The organism is Lysobacter luteus (genome assembly GCF_907164845.1).
Lineage (GTDB): Bacteria > Pseudomonadota > Gammaproteobacteria > Xanthomonadales > Xanthomonadaceae > Novilysobacter > Novilysobacter luteus.
On sequence record NZ_OU015430.1, the window covers coordinates 340,629 to 360,771 of the forward strand.

At 70.2% G+C, this 20,143-nt stretch carries 15 protein-coding genes and 1 pseudogene; 7 read left to right on the top strand and 9 right to left on the bottom strand.

Features of this window, described 5'->3' with window-relative positions:
• Nucleotides 1-42: 42 nt before the first annotated feature.
• Both KOD61_RS01555 and KOD61_RS01560 read right to left on the bottom strand, forming a co-directional pair.
• The gene (locus KOD61_RS01555) at nucleotides 43-702 is read right to left on the bottom strand and encodes a thiol:disulfide interchange protein DsbA/DsbL (protein ID WP_215219334.1); all 660 of its coding nucleotides are present in this window, start codon (nucleotides 700-702) and stop codon (nucleotides 43-45) included.
• A gap of 318 nt (nucleotides 703-1,020) precedes the next feature.
• Nucleotides 1,021-1,833: pseudogene (locus KOD61_RS01560) on the bottom strand (c-type cytochrome); the annotation flags it as partial.
• Nucleotides 1,834-1,951: 118 nt separating this feature from the next.
• Between KOD61_RS01560 and yihA the strand changes: the two are divergent.
• The 5 genes from yihA (at nucleotide 1,952) to fghA (ending at nucleotide 9,070) form a co-directional block, all read left to right on the top strand.
• Nucleotides 1,952-2,557: a ribosome biogenesis GTP-binding protein YihA/YsxC gene (gene yihA / locus KOD61_RS01565; RefSeq protein ID WP_215219336.1), complete on the top strand. Its 606-nt coding sequence runs from the start codon at nucleotides 1,952-1,954 to the stop codon at nucleotides 2,555-2,557.
• A gap of 136 nt (nucleotides 2,558-2,693) precedes the next feature.
• A complete protein-coding gene (locus KOD61_RS01570) occupies nucleotides 2,694-4,097 on the top strand; it encodes a glutamate--cysteine ligase (protein WP_215219337.1) in 1,404 nt (467 codons plus the stop codon).
• Nucleotides 4,098-4,165: 68 nt separating this feature from the next.
• Entirely contained in the window at nucleotides 4,166-6,913 is a 2,748-nt protein-coding gene (gene ppc, locus KOD61_RS01575) for a phosphoenolpyruvate carboxylase (protein WP_215219338.1), read from the top strand.
• A 201-nt stretch (nucleotides 6,914-7,114) separates the two neighbouring features.
• Entirely contained in the window at nucleotides 7,115-8,224 is a 1,110-nt protein-coding gene (locus KOD61_RS01580; protein ID WP_215219339.1) for an S-(hydroxymethyl)glutathione dehydrogenase/class III alcohol dehydrogenase, read from the top strand.
• A gap of 15 nt (nucleotides 8,225-8,239) precedes the next feature.
• Nucleotides 8,240-9,070 carry an S-formylglutathione hydrolase gene (gene fghA / locus KOD61_RS01585; protein WP_215219340.1) on the top strand — a complete coding sequence of 277 codons (831 nt, stop codon included), beginning with the start codon at nucleotides 8,240-8,242 and terminating at the stop codon, nucleotides 9,068-9,070.
• Nucleotides 9,071-9,086: 16 nt separating this feature from the next.
• On the opposite strand, the gene KOD61_RS01590 is transcribed toward fghA, so the two are convergent.
• The 6 genes from KOD61_RS01590 to KOD61_RS01615 all read right to left on the bottom strand — a co-directional run bounded on the left by KOD61_RS01590 (nucleotide 9,087) and on the right by KOD61_RS01615 (nucleotide 17,713).
• Nucleotides 9,087-9,761 carry an adenine nucleotide alpha hydrolase gene (locus KOD61_RS01590; protein ID WP_215219341.1) on the bottom strand — a complete coding sequence of 225 codons (675 nt, stop codon included), beginning with the start codon at nucleotides 9,759-9,761 and terminating at the stop codon, nucleotides 9,087-9,089.
• Nucleotides 9,762-9,830: 69 nt separating this feature from the next.
• On the bottom strand, nucleotides 9,831-10,175 hold the full coding sequence (locus KOD61_RS01595) for a hypothetical protein (RefSeq protein ID WP_215219342.1): 345 nt from the start codon (nucleotides 10,173-10,175) through the stop codon (nucleotides 9,831-9,833).
• A gap of 81 nt (nucleotides 10,176-10,256) precedes the next feature.
• Entirely contained in the window at nucleotides 10,257-13,727 is a 3,471-nt protein-coding gene (locus KOD61_RS01600; RefSeq protein ID WP_215219343.1) for an amidohydrolase family protein, read from the bottom strand.
• Nucleotides 13,728-13,825: 98 nt separating this feature from the next.
• Nucleotides 13,826-14,773 (bottom strand): DegV family protein, encoded by a 948-nt coding sequence (locus KOD61_RS01605; RefSeq protein WP_215219344.1) that lies wholly within the window; start codon nucleotides 14,771-14,773, stop codon nucleotides 13,826-13,828.
• Between the two features lie 193 nt (nucleotides 14,774-14,966).
• Nucleotides 14,967-16,274, bottom strand: a complete 1,308-nt coding sequence (locus KOD61_RS01610) for an amidohydrolase family protein (protein ID WP_215219345.1) — start codon at nucleotides 16,272-16,274, stop codon at nucleotides 14,967-14,969.
• Entirely contained in the window at nucleotides 16,271-17,713 is a 1,443-nt protein-coding gene (locus tag KOD61_RS01615; protein ID WP_215219346.1) for an amidohydrolase, read from the bottom strand. Before KOD61_RS01615 ends, KOD61_RS01610 begins: the two co-directional genes overlap by 4 nt.
• Nucleotides 17,714-17,947: 234 nt before the next feature.
• Between KOD61_RS01615 and KOD61_RS01620 the strand changes: the two genes are divergently transcribed.
• Together KOD61_RS01620 and KOD61_RS01625 are read left to right on the top strand one after the other, a co-directional pair.
• The gene (locus tag KOD61_RS01620) at nucleotides 17,948-18,529 is read left to right on the top strand and encodes a lysozyme inhibitor LprI family protein (protein ID WP_215219347.1); all 582 of its coding nucleotides are present in this window, start codon (nucleotides 17,948-17,950) and stop codon (nucleotides 18,527-18,529) included.
• An 82-nt stretch (nucleotides 18,530-18,611) separates the two neighbouring features.
• A complete protein-coding gene (locus KOD61_RS01625) occupies nucleotides 18,612-19,154 on the top strand; it encodes a DUF924 family protein (RefSeq protein WP_215219348.1) in 543 nt (180 codons plus the stop codon).
• On the opposite strand, the gene grxD is transcribed toward KOD61_RS01625, so the two are convergent.
• Entirely contained in the window at nucleotides 19,155-20,084 is a 930-nt protein-coding gene (gene grxD / locus KOD61_RS01630) for a Grx4 family monothiol glutaredoxin (protein ID WP_215219349.1), read from the bottom strand.
• Between the last annotated feature and the right edge of the window lie 59 nt (nucleotides 20,085-20,143).

Below are 20,143 nucleotides of genomic sequence, written 5' to 3' on the forward strand. Positions count from 1 at the left end.
CCAAGGATACCGATCGGTGGCTGGTCGCCGGGTGACGTAGGTTCAGTTGCCTGCGGTCGACCGCAGGCGCGCTCGCTCGCGGGCGATGAGCGCGTCCACGGTGTCCAGTACCTGCTCGAAGCTGCGTCCAATCACGCGGTAGCGGCCGGCCACGACCAGGCTCGGGGTGCCGTCGACGCCGCTGCGGCGGATGAATGTCCGCGCGCGTTCCAGCTGCGCATCGGTCGCGGCGCTGGTCATGGCGGCGGCGAACGCGGCCGGGTCGGCGCCGTAGCCGGCGTAGAAGGCGGCGATCTCGGCCGGCGTGGCCCGCATGATCGGGAGACGTTGCTCCTCGTGGAGCGCGCGGAACATGTCCGCGTGGGTGCGCTCCACAAGCCCGTGCGCCTGCGCGGCGTAGTACGCCCGTGCATACGGCAGCCAGTAGCCACTGAAGGGCGCCGGCACCGGCACGAACGACACGTCGTCGGGCAGCCTGCGCTTCCACGCCGCGACCGCCGGTTCGAACGCGGCGCAGTGCGAGCAGGTGTAGCCGAACACCTCGACCACTTCGATCCGGCCGGGCGCAGTGTCGAACGGCATGCCGCCGGGGATCTCGACGTAATCCACGCCGGCCACCGGCGCTGCAGGAGCCGCGTAAGCGGGGGAGAGCGCGGCGATCGACAGCAGGGCCAGGACGGCAAGGCGCGAGAGCAGGATCATGGGCGGGTTCCTCTCCTCGGGGCCGCTCGGTCGCGCTACGGCGGCCGGCAGTCCACAAACAAAAGCGCCGGCCGTGAATGTCACGACCGGCGCAAGGACCAACAGGAGTGAGCAGCGGTTGGGACCGGCGCACGCGCCGGAAGTTCCCGGTCAGCCCTGTTCGGGTTCGGCGGCCGTGCTGGCAGCGTCTTCGCTCTCGGCCGGCACGGTGCCGGTCGCGTCGACCTCGGCCCCGTCGACGCCGGTCGCCTCGGGCCCGGTCGTGGTGTCCGCCGGCTCGGCCGGCGCTTCGGCCGCGGGGGCCGGTGCCGCAGCGGGAGCCGGGGCCGCGGCAGGCGCCGGTGCGGCGGCGAGGTTGGCCGCGGCGATATCGTGCGCGGCCGGGTGCAGGCCCTGCAGGTAGCTCGACAGCGCGCCGATCTCCTCGTCGGTCAGCTCGGCGGTGACCGCGGCCATGATGTTGAACAGCTTCGGGTTGCTCTGGGTGGTGGTGCCGGCGCGGTATTCCTCGAGCCGGCGCTGGCTGTAGCTGGCGTGCTGGCCGGCCACGTGCGGGTAGGACGGGCCCGGGTTGCCGGTGCCGTCGGGGCCGTGGCACGCCATGCAGGCCGGGATGCCACGCGCCGCGTCGCCCGAGCGGTACAGCTGCTGGCCGATCTGGAAGAACTTCATGCCCGCGTACGGGCCGGTCGCCACCAGGGTGTCGTCGGCGACGCCGGCGCCGGCGGTCTGGGTCGCGTAGTAGGCGCCCACGTCGCGCGCGTCCTGCGGGGTCAGCATGTCGGCGAACGGCTTCATCACCGCGGCCATGCCGGTATTGCGCTCGCCGCTGCGGAACAGTGCCAGCTGCTGGGCGATGTAGCGCTCGCTCTGGCCGGCCAGGTTCGGGTACATCGGGTCGGTGGCATTGCCGTCCAGGCCGTGGCAGGCGGCACAGGTGCCGGCCAGCGTCGCGCCCTTCTGGGCATCGCCCCAGTGGGTGGCCTCGGCCGCCGTGGCCACCTCGGTCAGCGGCGCGGATTCCACCGGCGGCGTCTCGGGGATCGGGGTGACCGTGGTCTGGGCGTAGGCGACGGCGGCTGCCGCGAGGGCAGTGAGGCCGACGATGCCGAGGACGCGGGCGTGGCTCATTGGGCTGGGCTCCGGGGAAAACGCTGGAAGGACGGCCGATGAAAACGGACGTCGGAACCGAAGAATTATCGTCGTCACGGCTAACCGGGTCAACGCGAGCCATGCGATCCTTGTCCGCATGGCCAATCCCTTTGCCCGCGCGCGCTACATGCTGGCCGCGCACAATCCGCCCCAGCTGCCCCCCGACGGCGGCTTCGAGGTCGCTTTCGCCGGCCGGTCCAACGCCGGCAAATCCAGCGCGCTGAACGCGATCTGCCAGCAGAATGCGCTGGCGCGGGTCTCCAAGACCCCGGGACGCACCCAGCAACTGGTGTTCTTCGACCTGCCGCCGACCACCGACCGGTTCCTGGTCGACCTGCCCGGGTATGGCTACGCCAAGGTGCCCAAGGACCTGCAGGCGCACTGGCAGGCATTCATCGACGGCTATTTCCGCACCCGCCAGGCACTCAAGGGCCTGGTGGTGGTGATGGACATCCGACACCCGCTGAAGGACTACGACCGCCAGATGCTCGGCTACGCGGTCAGCCGGGGCCTGCCGGCGCACGCCATCCTGACCAAGGCCGACAAGCTGGGCCGCGGCGCACAGGGCAATGCGATGCTGGCGGTGCGCAAGGAGATGAAGGCCGAGTACGGCGACCTGGTCAGCGTGCAGCTGTTCTCCGGCGAGTCGAAGCAGGGCGTCGACGAGGCACGCGAGGTCATCGCCGGCTGGCTCGAGCTCTAGCCCGACCGTCCCGCCGGCGGGCTGCTGCGTTGCGCGACGCGACATAACCGGCACAGCCGCGCTCGCTACACTGCCGGCTCGCTTGCGATGGGCGTTGCCGCCCGCATATCGCCGGCTCCCGTCGAGCGAGGTGCACGTGTCCGGTCCCAGCCAGGTCAAGGATGTTCCGATCGAGTCCGGTGCCGCCGGACGCGCGCAGCTGGTCGAGTACCTGGCGTCGGGCGTGCGCCCGCGCGACGACTGGAAGATAGGCACCGAGCACGAGAAGTTCGGTTTCCGCACCGACGACCTGCGGCCGCCGACGTTCGACGGCGAGCGCGGGATCGAGGCGCTGCTGAAGGGGCTCGTACGGTTCGGCTGGACCCCGGTCGAGGAGCGCATCGGCGACGGCCCCGCCCGGGTCATCGCGCTGACCCGCGACGGTGCGTCGGTGTCGCTCGAGCCGGCCGGCCAGCTGGAACTGTCCGGTGCGCCGCTCGACAACCTGCACCAGACCTGCCGCGAGGCCGCCACCCACCTGCGCGAGGTGCGCAGCGTGGCCGAGCCGATGGGCCTGGGGTTCCTCGGCATGGGCTTCCAGCCCAAGTGGACGCGCGAGGAGATGCCGTGGATGCCGAAGGGCCGCTACGCGATCATGCGCCGCCACATGCCGACCGTCGGCAACCTCGGCCTGGACATGATGACCCGCACCTCGACCGTGCAGGTCAACCTGGATGTCGCGTCCGAAGCGGACATGGTCAAGAAGTTCCGTGTCTCGCTGGCGCTGCAGTCGGTGGCGACCGCGCTGTTTGCCGACTCGCCGTTTACCGAAGGCAAGCCCAACGGCTACCTGTCGTACCGCTCGCACATCTGGACGGACACGGATCCGCACCGTACCGGCCTGCTGGACTTCGTGTTCGAGGACGGCTTCGGCTACGAGCGCTATGTCGACTACCTGCTCGACGTGCCGATGTACTTCGTCTACCGCGACGGCCGCTACATCGACGCCGCCGGGCAGTCGTTCCGCGACTTCCTCGACGGTCGCCTGCCGGCCTGGCCGGGCCACACGCCAACGCTGCTGGACTGGGCCGACCACAGCACCACCGCGTTCCCGGAAGTGCGGCTCAAGAAGTACCTGGAGATGCGTGGCGCCGACTCGGGGCCGTGGAACCGCATCTGTGCGCTGCCCGCGTTCTGGACGGGCCTGCTGTACGACGACGCCGCGCTCGACGCCGCCTGGGACCTGGTGCGCGACTTCACCCGCGACGAGATCCATGCGCTGCGCGACGGCGTGCCGCGGCACGCGTTCAAGCTGCCCGCGCGCATCGGCAACACCCGCGGTACCGTGCTCGACCTCGCCCGCCGCGCGCTTCAGATCGCCGCTGGCGGCCTGGCCCGGCGCGCCAGGGTCAATGAGAACGGCAGCGACGAGACGATCTTCCTGGGACCGTTGATGGAGCTGGTCGAGGCGGGCATCACACCGGCCGAACGCAAGCTCGAACTGTTCCACGGCGCCTGGGGCGGCAATGTCGACCCGGTGTTCCGGGAGTTCGCCTACTGATTGCCCGGAGGTAGCGGGGTCGAACGCCGGGCCGCGGTGTCCACACGCTGCGTTGTAGGCTGGCGCGCATGACTGCGACCACCGATCCGACCTCCCCTTCCGCATTGCGCGAGCAGCTGGACTTCGCACCGACCGACGCGCTGCTGCGCGAAGACGTGAAAATCCTCGGAGCGCTCGTGGGGGAGATCCTCGCCGAGCAGCGTGGTGACGGTTTCCTCGAACGTGTCGAGCGCCTGCGCCGTGCCGCCATTGCCCGACGCGAGGCCGACGCGCCCGTCGCCGAGCTGGCCGAAGCGCTGTCCGACACCGGGTTGGCCGAAGCGGCCGACCTGGTGCGCGCGTTCTCGACCTATTTCCAGGCGGTGAACCTGGCCGAGCGGGTGCACCGCATCCGCCGCCGCCGCGACCACGAGCGAGCCGGCGACGGCGCCCAGCCGGGCGGCCTGCGGGCGGTGATCGGCGAGCTTGCACGCGACGGTGTCGACGCCGCGGAGCTGGCCGCGCTGCTGCCGCGGCTGCGGATCGAGCCGGTCTTCACCGCGCATCCCACCGAGGCGGTGCGCCGGGTGCTGCTCAACAAGGAGCGACAGATCGTCGCCGCGCTGGTCGAGGATATCGACCGGTCGCGCACGCCGGCCGAGCGCAGCGCCGGGCTGCAGCGGATCCGCCTGGCGCTGGGCGCCAGCTGGCAGACCGCCGAGGCACCGACCGCCAAGCCGAGCGTTGGCGACGAGTTCGAACACGTTGGCTTCTACCTTTCCGAAGTGCTGTACCGGGTGTTGCCGGTCTTCCACGAGACGTTCGAAGCAGCCCTGCGCGAGCACCACGGCGGTGATTGGCACTTGCCCGACGTGCTTGGCTTTGGCAGCTGGGTCGGGGGTGACATGGATGGCAACCCGAACGTCGGCGCGGACACGATCGCCGCGACCCTTGCCGCCCAGCGGCGCATGGTGCTGGCGGCCTACCGCCGCGACATCGAGGCATTGGCCGAGCTGCTGAGCCAGTCGACCACCCGGGTCGGGGTCGATCATGCGGTGTTGGCGCGGGTCGACGAGTACCGGGCGTTGTTGCCGGCCGCGGCCGCGCGCCTGCATCCGCGCCACGCGGACATGCCCTATCGCAACCTGCTGGTGCTGGTGACTGCGCGCCTGTGGGCCACCACCCACGATGAAACCGAAGCCTATCCGGACGCGGCGGCGTTCGAGGCCGACCTGGCGCTGGTTGCCGACAGCCTCCAGGCGAACGGCGGCGAACACGCCGGTGGCTTCGCGGTCCGGCGGCTGCAGCGGCGCGCCCGCTGCTTCGGCTTCCACCTCGCCAGCCTCGACCTGCGCCAGGACTCGGCGATGCATGACGCGGCGCTTGCGGCCCTGCTGGACGACGAGGGCTGGGCCGAACGCGCGGCCGGTGACCGGGCGGCGCGGCTGCATGCGCTGCTGGACCGCGCGACAGTGCCGCAGCCAGAAGCCGCGGCGGCGCGGTCGGTGCTGGATGTGTTCCGCACCGTCGCCGCGCTGCGACCGCAGTATGGCGAGCGCGTGTTCGGACCGTACATCGTCAGCATGAGCCGCAGTGCCGCGGATGCGCTCGCAGTGCTCGCACTGGCTCGGCTGGCCGGTTGTGTAGAGGATGACGAAGTCCCGCTCGACGTCGCCCCGCTGTTCGAGACCGTCGCCGACCTCGAGGCCGCGGAGGCGACCTTGCGCGAGCTGTTCGCCGACCCGGCATACCGGCGCCACCTCGCCGCGCGCGGTGATCGCCAGGTCGTGATGCTCGGCTACTCCGACAGCGCCAAGGACGGCGGCATCATCGCCTCGCGCTGGGCCTTGCAGCAGACCCAGATCGCGCTGTCCGCGCTTGCGCGCGAAAGCGGAGTACGGATCGCCTTCTTCCACGGTCGTGGCGGCTCGGTCAGCCGCGGTGGCGGCAAGACCGAGCGGGCGGTCATCGCCGCACCGCGCGGATCGGTCGACGGCTACCTGCGCCTGACCGAGCAGGGCGAAGTGATCCACCGCAAGTACGGCATCCGCGCCATCGCGTTGCGCAACCTGGAGCAGACCACCGGCGCTGTTTTGCGCGCGAGCCTGCGGCCGCGCCCGCCGGAGCCCCGCGAGGCCCGCTGGCGCGAGGTGGCCGCCGAGCTGGCCGCCGACGCCCGCGCGCACTACCGGGCGCTGGTACACGAGCATCCCGACTTCCCGGCGTACTTCCGCGCGGCGACCCCCATCGACGTGATCGAGCGCCTGCGCATCGGCTCGCGGCCGAGCAAGCGTGGCAGCAGGGGCGGAGTGGAATCGCTGCGGGCGATTCCATGGGTGTTCTCGTGGTCGCAGAACCGCTCCGGCCTGACCGCATGGCACGGCGTCGGCACCGCGCTCGAGCGCGCGCTGGAAACCCACGGCCGCGAACTGCTGGCGGAGATGGCGCGCGACTGGCCGTTCTTCGGCACCCTGGTCGACGACGTCGAGATGGTGCTGGCCAAGTCGGACCCGGCGATCTTCGAGCGCTACTCGCTGCTGGCCGCCGGGCTGCCCGAAGGCGACCTGCACGCGCGGCTGCACCCCGGCATCGCCGCCGAGTTCGCCCGTACCCGCGATGGGATCCTCGCGATCAAGGACGAGGCCGACCTGCTTGCGCACGACCCGCGGCTGCGCCAGTCGATCCGGCTGCGCAATCCGTACGTCGACCCGATCAGCCTGCTGCAGGTCGACCTGCTGGCACGCTGGCGCGACGGCGGGCGCGAGGATGACGCCCTGCTGCAGGCCCTGATGGCGACAGTGAACGGGATTGCCGCGGGGATCCAGAACACCGGGTGATCGCGAAGCAGCGGACCCGCTGTAGGAGCGGCTTCAGCCGCGATCGGGCGGGCTTCGTCGCCGCACGACGGTTACGCCCTCGCGGCTGAAGCCGCTCCTACAGGTGCATCGCTCCGTGCGCCAACGGCCATGTCGTGGAAAAGCGACCACCGCGTCGTCGGCCTATTATTCAGCCAGTCCCCGTACACCGGAGTTCCCCCGATGAAATCCCGCGCCGCCGTCGCCTTCGCCCCCGGACAACCGCTGCAGATCGTCGAGCTCGACGTCGCGCCGCCGAAGCAGGGCGAGGTGCTGGTAAGGATCACCCACACCGCGCTGTGCCACACCGACGCCTTCACCCTGTCCGGCGATGATCCGGAAGGCGTGTTCCCGGCCGTCCTGGGCCATGAGGGCGCGGGCATCGTGGTGGAAGTCGGCGAAGGCGTCACCAGCGTCGCCCCCGGCGACCACGTGATTCCGCTGTACACCGCCGAATGCGGTGAGTGCCTGTTCTGCAGGTCGGGCAAGACCAACCTGTGCGTGGCGGTGCGTGCCACCCAGGGCAAGGGCGTGATGCCCGACGGCACGACGCGCTTTTCGTACAACGGCGAACCGGTCTACCACTACATGGGTTGCTCGACCTTCAGCGAGTACACCGTCGTCGCCGAAGTCTCACTCGCCAAGGTCAATCCCGACGCCGATCCCGAGCAGGTCTGCCTGCTGGGCTGCGGCGTGACCACCGGCATCGGCGCGGTGCACAACACCGCCAAGGTGCAGGAAGGCGACAGCGTCGCGGTGTTCGGCCTGGGGGCGATCGGGCTGGCGGTGATCCAGGGCGCCAGGCAGGCGAAAGCCGGGCGCATCATCGCGATCGACACCAATCCCGACAAGTTCGCGCTGGCGAAGGAGATGGGCGCGACCGACTGCGTCAATCCGAAGGATTTCGACAAGCCGGTGCAGCAGGTCGTCGTCGAGATGACCGGCTGGGGCGTGGACCACAGCTTCGAGTGCATCGGCAACGTCAACGTGATGCGTGCTGCGCTCGAATGCGCGCATCGCGGCTGGGGCCAGGGCGTGATCATCGGCGTCGCCGGCGCCGGGCAGGAGATCAGCACGCGGCCGTTCCAGCTGGTGACCGGTCGCAAGTGGATGGGCACCGCGTTTGGCGGGGTCAAGGGCCGCAGCCAGCTGCCGGGCATGGTGGAGGACGCGATGCGCGGCGACATCCAGCTGGCCCCGTTCGTCACCCATACGTTGCCGCTGGATCGCATCAACGAGGCCTTCGACCTGATGCACGAAGGCAAGTCGATCCGCGCCGTGATCCATTACTGAGGCCGGGAGCCAGCCATGCACAGGATCGAACAGCACGCCTGCTTCGGCGGCCGCCAGGAAGTCTGGCAACACGATTCGAGCACCCTCGGTTGTGCGATGCGCTTCGGCGTCTACCTGCCGCCGCAGGCCGCGCAGGGCCCGTGCCCGGTGCTGTACTGGCTGTCGGGGTTGACCTGCACCGAGCAGAACTTCATCACCAAGGCCGGCGCGCAGCGGTACGCCGCCGAGCACGGGGTGATCCTGGTCGCGCCCGACACCAGCCCGCGCGGTGAGGACATCACCAACGACGACGGCTACGACCTCGGCCAGGGCGCCGGGTTCTACGTCAACGCGACCCGGGCCCCCTGGGCGCGGCACTACCGCATGCACGACTACGTCGTCGAGGAGTTGCCGGCGCTGGTCGACGCGCACTTCCCGACCACGACTGCGCGCGGCGTCAGTGGGCACTCGATGGGCGGCCACGGCGCGCTGGTGACCGCGCTGCGCAACCCGGGTCGCTACCGCAGTGTGTCGGCGTTCTCGCCGATCGTCGCGCCGTCGCGCGTTCCCTGGGGCGAGCGTGCGTTCGAGGCGTACCTGGGCGACGACCGCGCGGTGTGGAAGCAATGGGATGCCTGCGAGCTTCTGCGCGACGCGCGCGAGCGGCTGCCGCTGCTGGTGGATCAGGGCGGCGACGACGAGTTCCTGCAGCGCCAGTTGCGCCCTGAGCTGCTTCGTGACGCCTGCGCCGCCGCAGGCCATCCGCTGGAACTGCGCATGCAGCCCGGCTACGACCACAGTTACTACTTCATCGCCAGCTTCATCGGCGACCACGTCGCCCACCACGCACGCGCGTTGCACGCCTGACCGCTGGCTGGCGTCCTCAGCCCGCCAGCTTGAAGTCGGTGAAGGCGAAGCGGCCGTTACGCAGCACGGTTTCACCGGGCACCACGTTCACCGGCTGCCCGAACATCGGGCCGGCATGGACAAGCGTGTGGAACTCGCCGTTCTCCCCGCACGGGTCGCAGGCGGCCGGCAGCGCGTCCAGCAGTTCGTGGTCGAACGCTTGGCCGGCGAAGCGGGCATCGAGTTGTGTGGTGTCGACGCAGCACAGTCGGGTTTGCAGGCCGCCGGCGATCATCCCGCGCGCCAACGCGGCGGTGTCACGGCCGAACAGCGGGGTCTCGATCGACCAGCCATGGCGGTCACACAGGGCCTCGCGCCACGCACGCACGTCCGCCAGTTGCAGGTCGCCGAAGGCAACGGTGTCCAGCTCCGGCCAACGCGCCCGCGCGCGTTGCAGCGCGCCGGAAAACGCGTCCTCGTAGGCGGCGTTGTCGCAACCTGTCCGGATGGGCGATTCGATCAGCGGCAGTCCGGCGGCACGTGCCTGTGCGTGCAGCACGTCGCGGCGGATGCCGTGCATGGCGATGCGGTCGTAGTCGACGGTGACCGTGGTCAGCAGGCCGACTACCCGCACATCGTCGCGTTGGCGCAGCGTGTGCAGGGTCCAGGCGGCGTCCTTTCCACCGCTCCACGCGAGCAGGAGATCTTTCATGCCCGCATTGTGCCCGGCAGCGGTGCGCGCGGACCACGCCGCGCAGACCTGCCGTCAGGCGACGGGGGCTCAGGCCGCGGTCACGTCGCGCAGCTCCCACGCGCTCCCGGCGAGCAGGCGCAGGCGCTGCTTGAGGATGGTGCCGGGGATGGTCGAGGTCACGACCAGGTCGATGTGCAGGTCGTCCTGCTCGCCGTGCACGGTCGCAGTGGGGTCGGTGGCGCCCAGGGACGGGTCGACTTCGTCGGGCTCGTCCTGCTTCATCCGCCAACGCTCGAACAGCCGGTCGCTGCGCAGCGCGTCCTGCAGCTCGGCGGCAAAACCGGGCCCGCTCTGCGCGGTGAACGACAGGTCCGGATCGCTGCCGCGCGCGCGGCGGCCGTCGGGCAGGGTGATGTAGTAGCGCGTGGCCATCGGGTGTTCTCCTGGGGACGCCGCCAGCCTAGGCAGCGTCGCATGCGGACTTCGTGAACGGGGCGTTGCAGGACGGCGACATCAGTCCAGGTGAACGTGCGCGCCGTGCGCCTTCGGACAGTGGCAGACCGCGGTCGGGCCGAACTCCAGGCCGAAGGTCTGGCCGTCGCGGTGGCGCTGCCAGTAGAACTCCGGCGCCGGGGCCGCGGCGTTGCCGATTTCGGCCATGTCGGCGTCGACGTCGAACAGGCGCCCATCGACCATCACGTAGCGCGTCTCGATGGTGTTGCGGATCTCCTCCAGCGGGTTGCCGTCCAGCACCACCAGGTCGGCCTGCTTGCCGACCTCGAGCGAACCGATCTCGTCGCCCAGGCCGAGGTAGTCGGCGCCGTCGATGGTCGCCGCGCGCAGCGCCTCGAAGTTGGAGAAGCCGCCCTGGGTCAGCATCCAGATCTCCCAGTTCGGGCTAAGGCCCTGCAGCTGCCCGTGGCCGCCGACCTGCACCTTGATGCCGGCATCGCGCATCGTCTTGAGCGACCTGGCCACCTCGATGTGCCAGTAATCCCAGTCCGGCGCGATCTCGCGGCGGATGCTGCGCGCATCCAGCGTCTCGCGTGGAAAGAAGCGGTTGAGCTTGTCGTTTTCCCAGACGTTGTCGCGGGCGTACCACCAGTACTCGCCCGACAGGCCGCCGTAACTCACCACCAGCGTCGGGGTGTTGCGTACGTCGGTCTCCTTCCACAGGTTGACCACGTCCCTGTAGAGCGGCGCGACCGGGATGTTGTGCTCGATGCCGGTGCTGCCGTCCAGGATCATCGTCATGTTGTGGTGGAAGGTGGAGCCGCCTTCCTCCACCACCAGCATCCCCAGCTCGCGTGCGGCCTGGTTGATCTGCTGGCGCTGCTCGCGACGGGGCTGGTTGTAGCTCTTGACCGAGAACGCACCGTTGGCTTGCATCCGGCGCAGATGGCTGCGGGCGTCGTCGAGTGAATTGACCTCGGCCTTGAAGTCGCCGTCGGCGCCGTAGAGGATCGTGCCGGTCGAGAAGATCCGCGGCCCGACCATCCGTCCGGCCTTCTGCAGTTCGGCCTCGGAGAACACGAACTCGGTCGTCGCCGACGGGTCGTGCATGGTGGTGATGCCGAACGCGAGGTTGGTGTAGTACGCCCAGTTCTGCTGCGGCACCACGCCCTGGCCGAAGTGCGCGGCGTGGGCGTGGACGTCGATGTAGCCCGGCAGGATGGTCTTGCCGGAGGCGTCGATCACGTTTGCGCCGGCCGGGACCTCGACCGAGGCGGCCGGGCCGACGGCGACGATCTCGTCGCCGCGCAGCACGATCGTGCCGTCCTCGATCACCTCCTCGGTGTTCTCCGCGTCGCGCATGGTGACGATGCGCGCATTGGTGAACGCGACCACCGCGTCGGGCGCGTCGACGGGCACCGTCAGCCCGACCGCGATGCCGCCGCCGTGGACAGGGTCGGCGATCTCGGCAGGCGCACCCGGCAGGAACGCGAAACTCTCGTCCAGTGCGCGCGAGTGGTAGCGGTCGCCGACCATCCAGTGCAACGACTTCGAATCCGCCGCCCAGTGCAGGTAGCTGCCGACGTCGGCGCTGACCTGCGAGACCGGGATCGCCTTGCTGTCCTTCGACAGCTCGACCGCCTTGCCGGTCTCCACCATCGGCGCGACAAAGGCGTTGAACAGCTCGGTGAAAGCGACCCACTGGCCATCCGGGCTGACCTGCACGGAATCCACGTACTTCAGGTCGAACACCTCGCGCGGGTCCTCCCCGTGCAGCCCGACCGACATCAGCTTTTTCTCCAGCCCACCGCCGGTCAGGTAGTAGATGCGCGACCCGTCGGCGTTGAACTGCGGGGACGAGCCATTGTCGGCCACCCGCACCGCCTCGCCGCCGCGCGCCGGCATCACGTAGATGCCGCGGTCGCCCGACCACAGGCTGCCGGTCAGGCCGCCGCCGCCGGACTTGCTGTAGACGATGTGCCGGCCGTCAGGCGAGAACCGCGGGTGGTAATAGAAGCCCTTCTCGTCGGTCAGCCGCGTGCCCTTGCCGCCGCCATTGGCGCTGCGCACATAGATCGCGCCCAGCGCCTCGTCCGACCAGGTCGTGTAGAGCAGCTTGCCGCCATCGGGGCTGAAGCTGGGCTCGTACTCGTACAGGCCTTCGTTGCCGGTCAGGCGCCGCGGCTCGCCACCGGGGAGCGACTTGCGCCACAGCTTGCCGACCGCATGGAACACGAGGGTGTCGCCGTCGGCAGAGGTCGCCACGTCGCGGATCATCTTCGGGGCGAAGCGGCCTTCGTCGATGTCCTGGTCGAAGCGCAGCGCCTCGGTAACGGTCTGCTCGACCGGCGCGTTGAACGGGATCGGGGTGGGCGTGCCACTGGCCATGTCGACCCGCCACAGCTTGCCTTGCGCCCAGATCACGACGGACCTGGAATCGGGCATCCAGTCAAAGCCGGTGTACGGCCCGAAGATCGCCCACGCCTCCTGCTGGTCGTGGCTCAGGCCATCCCATACCGGGCGCACCGCGCCGCTGGCGAGGTCCAGCACGTGCAGCACGGACTTTTCGCGCACCCGCTTCACGAAGGCGAGCGACCGGCCGTCGGGGGACGGCTGCGGGCGCACCGCGCCCCCGGGCGTGGCGATGACGGTGTCGACCATGCCGGTCTCGCGGTCGAGCCGCTTGATCGCATAGATCACGTCGTGGGGGTTCTTGTTGTACTCGAACGTCTCGCCGCCACTGACGTCCTCGGAGTAGTAGACGTACCGCCCGTCGGGCGACAACGCCGGCTCGCCCAGGTCCTGCTGGTCGTTCTTCTTCTCGACCAGTTGCAGGCCCGCGCCGCCGCCGCTGGCGTGGTACATCCACAACTCGCCCGCGCCGAGCGAGCGCTCGGAGGTGAAGTGCTTGCGGCCGATGATGAAGCGGCCGTCCGGCGTCCAGGCGGGGTTGTTGAGCAGGCGGAAGTCTTCCTTGGTGACCTGCACCGGGTTGCCGCCGTTGGCGTCGACCGTCCACAGGTTGTTGCCGCCGCCACGGTCGGAGGTGAAGGCGATCCGCGAGCCGTCCGGCGACCAGCGCGGCTGGACTTCCCAGGCGGGGCCCGAGGCGATGCGCCGCGCGTTGCCACCGGTCACCGGCATCCGGTAGAGGTCACCCAGCAGCGAGAACACCAGGTCGCGGCCATCGGGCGAGACGTCGACGTCCATCCACGTGCCTTCGTCGGTGTCGAATCGCACCGTGCGGGTCGGCCCGTGCGGGGCGTTGACGTCCCATCGCGCTTCTTCGGTGTCCTCACCGGGGCGGCTGACGCCCTTGGCCACCGCGGGTGCGGCCTGCGCCGGATCGGTGCCGACCGGGTCCAGCGCATCCTGCTCGAGTTGCACGGGATCCTGATCGGTGTCGCTGGTGTTGCGGTCCACCGGCGGTGGTGGCTGCGGTGCCGGCGGCGGGTCCTGTGCCCAGGCGGGCAGGGCGAATGAAGCGGACAGCGCGGACGAGAGCGCGACGGCAAGCAGGCGACGGGTCATGGGCGGGCACGGATGACGAACGAATCCCGCAGCCTACCCGTGCCCCCGGTGCCGCACCTAGGCTGAAAGTCCCGGTACGGCTTTGCCGATGGTGGCCGTCAGGCCTCGAACTTCGCGGTGCCTTCCGAGGCGAAGCCCACCACCAGCGCGCCCTTGCCGACATTGACCATTCCGGTCAGGCTCATCACGCTTTCGAACACCTCGACGTTGTGTTCGTCGCAGACCGCACGCAGTTCGTGGTAACCCGGCAGGGCACGCATCTCCGACAGCTCGCCGCCGTAGCTCAGGCACAGCGTCGGCGTCATGAGGCCCTCGCGGACGCGCTTGCCGGTGAACTCGAACAGTTTCTGCACCGCCGGCTCGAAGCCCTTGATCTTGGCCACTGGCCCGGTCTCGCCGCGGTGGCAGTGCAGTACCGGCTTGATGTCGAGTGCGCTGCCGAGCGCGGCGCTGAGCAGGCCGACGCTGCGGTCGCCCTTCTTGCGGGCGCGTGCACGCAGGTAGTAGAGGTCCGGCGGCACCAGGTACCCGTGCGTGTGCAGCGCGAGGTTTTCGAGCCGCGCGCGGATCTTCGGGGCGCCTTCGCCGGCGGCGCGCAGTCGGATCGCCTCCACCGCGGTGATGCCCTGCGCGGAGAACAGGTTCTGGGTGTCGATCACCCGCAACGCGAACGGCGTGGTGTTGCCGGCCGCCGCGCGCGCCGCCTTGTAGTCGTTGAGGATGGCGAAGCTGGCCTGCTGCGCATTGTCGTGGATCGGACTGCGCGACTTGGTGATCGTCATGCAGAACACGTAGTCGTAGTCGATCACCAGCCGCTCAAGGAACAGGTCGCGGATCTGCTGCACGGTGTAGGGCGTGGTCTCCGCCTCCGCACCGCGCTCGGCGACGTGGGCGTGGAGGAACTCCAGCGTGGCCTCCTCGTTGCGGTGGTCGGCCAGCACCGCCTCGCCGATGCGCACGGTGATCGGCAGGATCGTCACCTCATTGCGTTGCAGGTACTCCAACGGCAGGTCGCAGGCCGAGTCGACAACAAGTCCAATGCGCATGGCTCCCCCGAGGATGCTGGATTGTGGAACGTGATCCGGAGCATATCCGTCCGTGACCCGCGTCGCACTAAAGGGGGTGCCTGTCAGGTTCGGCCCGGGGCGCGGGCCGATCCTGGCTGTGGCCGGCGCTTACTCCGGGCCGAGCGCAACGGGCCCGCAGGGGCGGGCCCTGTGCTGGGACAAGCGAAGCGGCTCAGCGGCTGTCGGTGGCCGGATATGCCCGCGGCAGGCCGCCGCTGTCGCGTGGCACCAGGGTGCGCAGGTACCGGTCGCGCAGTTCGGTCTGGCGGCTGCTCATCGGGATTGCCTCGCCGTCCATCCAGACCTGCAGCGCGACCGCGTTGACCTCCAGCGGGTCGCCGCTCCAGAGCACCAGGTCGGCGCGCTTGCCCGGGGCGATGCTGCCGAACCGGTCGGCCACGCCGAACGCCCTGGCGGGCACCGACGTCAACCCGGCCAGCCCGTCTTCCCACGGCAACCCGTTGGCGACCGCGTTGCCGGCGAGCTGCCTGACCTTGCGCGCGTTGTGGGTATCGCCGCCCTGGGTGAAGCCGACCGCCACGCCCGCTGCCTCCAGCCGCGCGGCGTTCTCCATGGTGGCGCCGATCTGGTCGAATCCACCCGGCAGGTTCGCCAGCGGATTGACGAACACCGGCACGCCGGCCTCGGCCAGCGCCGGCGCGAGCTTCCACGCCTCGGCGCCACCGGAGATCGCGATGTCCACCCCGTGGCGGTCCGACCAGCGCAGCAACTGGCGGATGTCGGCGGCGCGGTCGACGTTGACCACCACCCGGCCACCGGCGTCGAGATAGCGCTTGAGCGTGTCGCGGCCGGCCGGGGTCAGGAGCGCGGCATGCGAGCCGGCCGGGATACGGCCGCGGACTTCGTCGACCAGCTGGTCGAGCAGCATCCACTGCGCCGCGCGCGAGCGGCCGCTGAGTTCGGCGGCGTCGCTGCCCAGGTCGATGAACAGCACGTCGGGGCCGGCCGGGTCGGCGCTGCCGTCGAGCCGCACCACCGCGCCCTGGCCGCCGATGATCGAACCGCCCTCGGTGCTGCCCGCTTCCAGCAGGGTCCAGCCGATGCCTTCGATCCGGGTCACCGGCACGAGGACCGAGGCCGGGTTGTAGGCCAGCGTGACGTCGAACTCCGGACGCACCGTCATCAGGTGGGTCTCCGCACCCAGCGCCAGTGACGCATCGACGGTTGAGCGCTCGCCGGACACTTCCTCCAGGCCGATCGCGGTGATGCCGCCGAACAGCGTCGGGGTCAGCGGCCGCGACTGGGCGTCGACCACCTGCACCCCGGCCGGCGCCGGCAGCCCGGTACCGACGGCGGCGATCACGCCATCGCGGACCAGCACGTCGGCGCCCTGGAGCGTGCCCTGCGGACCGGCGGTGTGGACGGTGGCGTTGCGGATCAGCAGGTCCTGCGCGCCGGCGGCAAGCGCCACGAACGACAGCGCCGCGGCGGCCAGCGCCTTCAGCGGGAGGCGGCTCACAGCACACCTCCTGCGTGGACCGCGTCACCGGTGGACTGGCCGAGCATGAAGTCCGCCTCCGGTTGCCGCGACGGGTCGGCGCGGTCGTACAGCCGCGCGCCGTCGATGTAGACCTGTTCGGCCTGCGCGTAGACGCTGAACGGCGTGCCGTTCCAGACCACCACGTCGGCCATCTTGCCCGGCTCGAGCGTGCCGGTCCGCTCGAGGATGCCCATCGACTTGGCGGGGTTGGCGGTCAGCCAGCCGATCGCGTGTTCGGGGGTGATCTCGATGCCGGCCAGGCGGGCGTGCGCCATCACCTTGGCCGCCTCCTGGTTGAGGCGCTGGATGCCTTCCTCCGAGTCACTGTGCACGATCGCGCAGCTGCCAGCCGGGCGGTCGACCAGCGCGATGTTCTCCTGGATGCCGTCGAAGGCCTCCATCTTGAAGCCCCACCAGTCGGCCCACAGGGCGGCGCAGGTACCTTCCTCGGCCAGCCGGTCGGCCAGCTTGTAGGCCTCCACGCCGTGATGGAAGGCGGCGACCTTGAAGCCGAACTCGTCGGCCAGGTCGAGCATCGTGGTCATCTCGTCGGCGCGGTAGCAGTGGATGTGGACCAGGATGTCGCCGTTGATCGCGCCGGCCAAAGTGTCGAGCTTGAGGTCGCGCTTGCCGCCGGTGTCGCTGGCGCTGTCGGGCTCGTCGGCGCCGAACCAGCTGCGCTTCTTCGGTGCGTCGGGCTTGTGCTTGGCGAGGTACTCGGCGGCGTCGATGAAGGCCGCGCGGTAGCCGGCGATGTTGCCCATCCGGGTGGACGGGCCGCCCTTCTCGCCGTACACGCGCTTGGGGTTCTCGCCGCAGGCCATCTTCATCCCCCACGGCGCGCCGGGGAACTTCATCGCCTGGTAGCTGGTTGCCGGGACGTTCTTGAGGGTGACGCCGCGGCCGCCGACCAGGTTGGCCGAGCCGGGCAGGATCTGCAGCGAGGTGACGCCGCCGGCCAGCGCGGCGGCGAAGCCCGGGTCCTGCGGCCAGACGGAGTGTTCGGCCCAGACGTTGGCCGTCACTGGTGAGGTTGCTTCGTTGCCGTCGCTGTGCGCGCGCACGCCGGGACTCGGATACACGCCCAGGTGCGAGTGCACGTCGATGATGCCGGGCGTGACCCACTTGCCGGTCGCGTCGACGCGGGTGGCGCCGGCGGGCAGCTCCAGCCCGGCGCCGACCGCGACGATGCGGCCATCGGCCATCAGCACGTCGGCGTTCTCCAGTCGCGCGCCGGTGCCGGTCAGCACGGTCGCGTTGTCCAGCAGTACCGGCGGCGCGGCGACGCGCTGGTAGGTGCTGGGGTACGGGTCGTGCGCGAAATGCGACGGCGTGGCGGCGTCGTCGGCGCTAGCGGCGCCACCGGCAACGGCCAGCCCGAGCGCGGCCGCGAGTGCGGCAATCTGTGGTGCGTGCATCGTGATCCCCTTGGTGGCCCGGTCCGGGCAGCCGCGTCGCGACGAGGGTCGGGACGTCATGGCCACGCTAGCCGGGGCCATCGGCGGTGCCAACCCTGACGATGGTCACGATTGGTGACACATTGCGCAAAGCCGCGCCGGGGATTCGCAGACCCTGCGATGCGCGCACCGCACACTGGCGTCCTTGCCAATGACGATCGAGGGGCGCGCCACGGGGCGCGCCGGGGAGGAACGATGGAACAACTGATCTACCTGCTGGCCGGCGCGGCCCTGACCTGGGCGTTCTATTTCGTCCAGCGCCGGGTCGAGCGCCGCGGCGCGGTCGATGCGATCGAACGCAACCAGAAGTTGCTGGCGCTCAAGCAGGGCATGGACGAGGCCAACACGAGCCTGGACGAGCTGCGCCGCTTCGAGCACCGCCTGATCGGCAAGGCCGAGACGGCCGTCAGGATTGCCGACCGTTATGTCGCCCAGGCCGAGGAAGTTGCCCGTGCGGGGGAGGAGCCCGTGCTCGACGAAGAGGCCATGAACCGGCGGGCGATCGACTCGTTCCAGCGCATCGACGACCGGCTCGACGCCCTCGTGGCACGCCTGCGCGGAGAGCTCGACCAAGAGGGCCTGGCCGCATTCGACGCCGTACACATGGCCTGGCTTGGCTACCGCGAGCGCTACGCGCGCTTCATCGCGGAGTCGTATGCCGGCGGTGCGATCCAGCCGCTGATCCACGCGGTGACGCTGGAGAGCATCACCGCCGCGTGGGTAACTGAAATCGAGACCCAGCTGGGCGACAGCGACGGCGAGGACGAGTCGGACTGACACCCGCCGGGTGCGGGGTCTTGACCGCGGGCGTCGCGCCACTTGCTAACGTGGCCCGTCATTCCCTACGCGAGGTGCCTGCATGGACGTCACCGCCGATGATGTCGTCGCCTTCTGGCGCGAAGCCGGTCCCGACAACTGGTTCGGTGGAGGGCCCGCGTTCGACATGCGCTGCCGCGAGCGATTCTTCGACGCCCACATGACCGCCTCGCGCGCCGAGCTCGGGCACTGGGAAGACACCGCGACGGGGGCGCTGGCGCTCGTGCTGTTGCTCGACCAGATCCCGCGCAACATCTTCCGCGGCAGCGCGCATGTCTACGCGACCGACCCGCTGGCACGCAGCGTTGCCACCCGCGCGATCGGCCACGGCCACGACATGGAGGTCGAGGTCGCCCTGCGCACGTTCTTCTACCTGCCGTTCATGCACTCCGAAGCGCTGGTCGACCAGCAGCGCGCGACCGAGTTGTACCAGTCGCTGGAGGCGCCCGGCGCCGACAAGTGGGCGGTGCACCATCGCGCCATCATCGAGCGCTTCGGCCACTTCCCGCACCGCAACCGGCTGATGGGCCGGCCGACCACCCCGGCCGAGCAGGCGTGGCTCGACGAGGGCGGCTTCGGCGGCTGATCAGTACTTCGGCACCTTAGTGTCGGCCTGCTCGCTCCAGGCATCGATGCCGCCCTGGACGTTGTGCAGGCGGGTGAAGCCGAGGTTGCGGAAGTGCTCGGCGACCTCGGCGCTGCGGCGCCCGTGGTGGCACAGGAACGCCAGCGCGGTGTCCTTGGGCAGGGCTTCCAGGTGCCGGCGCGCGTCGTCGTCGAGCGCCGAGAACGGCACGTTGACCGACGCCTCCGCGCGCTCTTCCGGCGGGCGCACGTCCACCAGGGTCAGGTCGCCGGACGCGGTCCGCTCGGCGGCCTCCGCCGGGGTGATGGTGGCGACCTTGGGCGGCGCGTTGGGGTTTTCGATCACCAGCCCGCGGCCACGCTCGTCGTCGACCCAGTCGATCGTCAGGCCACGCGCGCGCTGGGCGCCGGCGATGTCGAACTGCACGCGCAGGCCGGCCGCCTCGGTGGCGATCGCGTCGGCGTCGACCGGGGCCAGTTGCAGCTTGGCGTTGAAGCGCGGGTCGACCTCGACCTGAAGCGCGTAGCCGTCGCCGGCGTTGCGGACGGCGTCACCCAGCATCTGCGCCGCCGCCGGCGTGATCGTGATCGATGGCGGGGTGCGGTCGGGCGCGGGCATGCCCAGCGCGGTGTGCAGGTCGCCCGAGTTGGCCATCTGCTCGATGATGTCGCTGCCACCAACCAGTTCTCCGCCGATGTAGAGCTGCGGGATGGTCGGCCATTGGCCGTATTCCTTGATGCCCTCGCGGATCTCGGGGTCGGCCAGCACGTTGACGTGCTGGTACTCGACGCCGGTCGCGCCGAGCGCGGCAACCGCCTTGGCCGAGAAACCGCATTGCGGCGCGCGCGGCTCGCCCTTCATGAACAGGACGACCTGGTGGTCGTTGAGCAGGGTCTGGATGCGCGTGTGCAGGGCGGGGTCGAGCGGCATGGCGGTGGTCCGTGGAGCGGGGGGAAGCGGGCAGTGTAACCAGCGCCCCGGGGCACTGG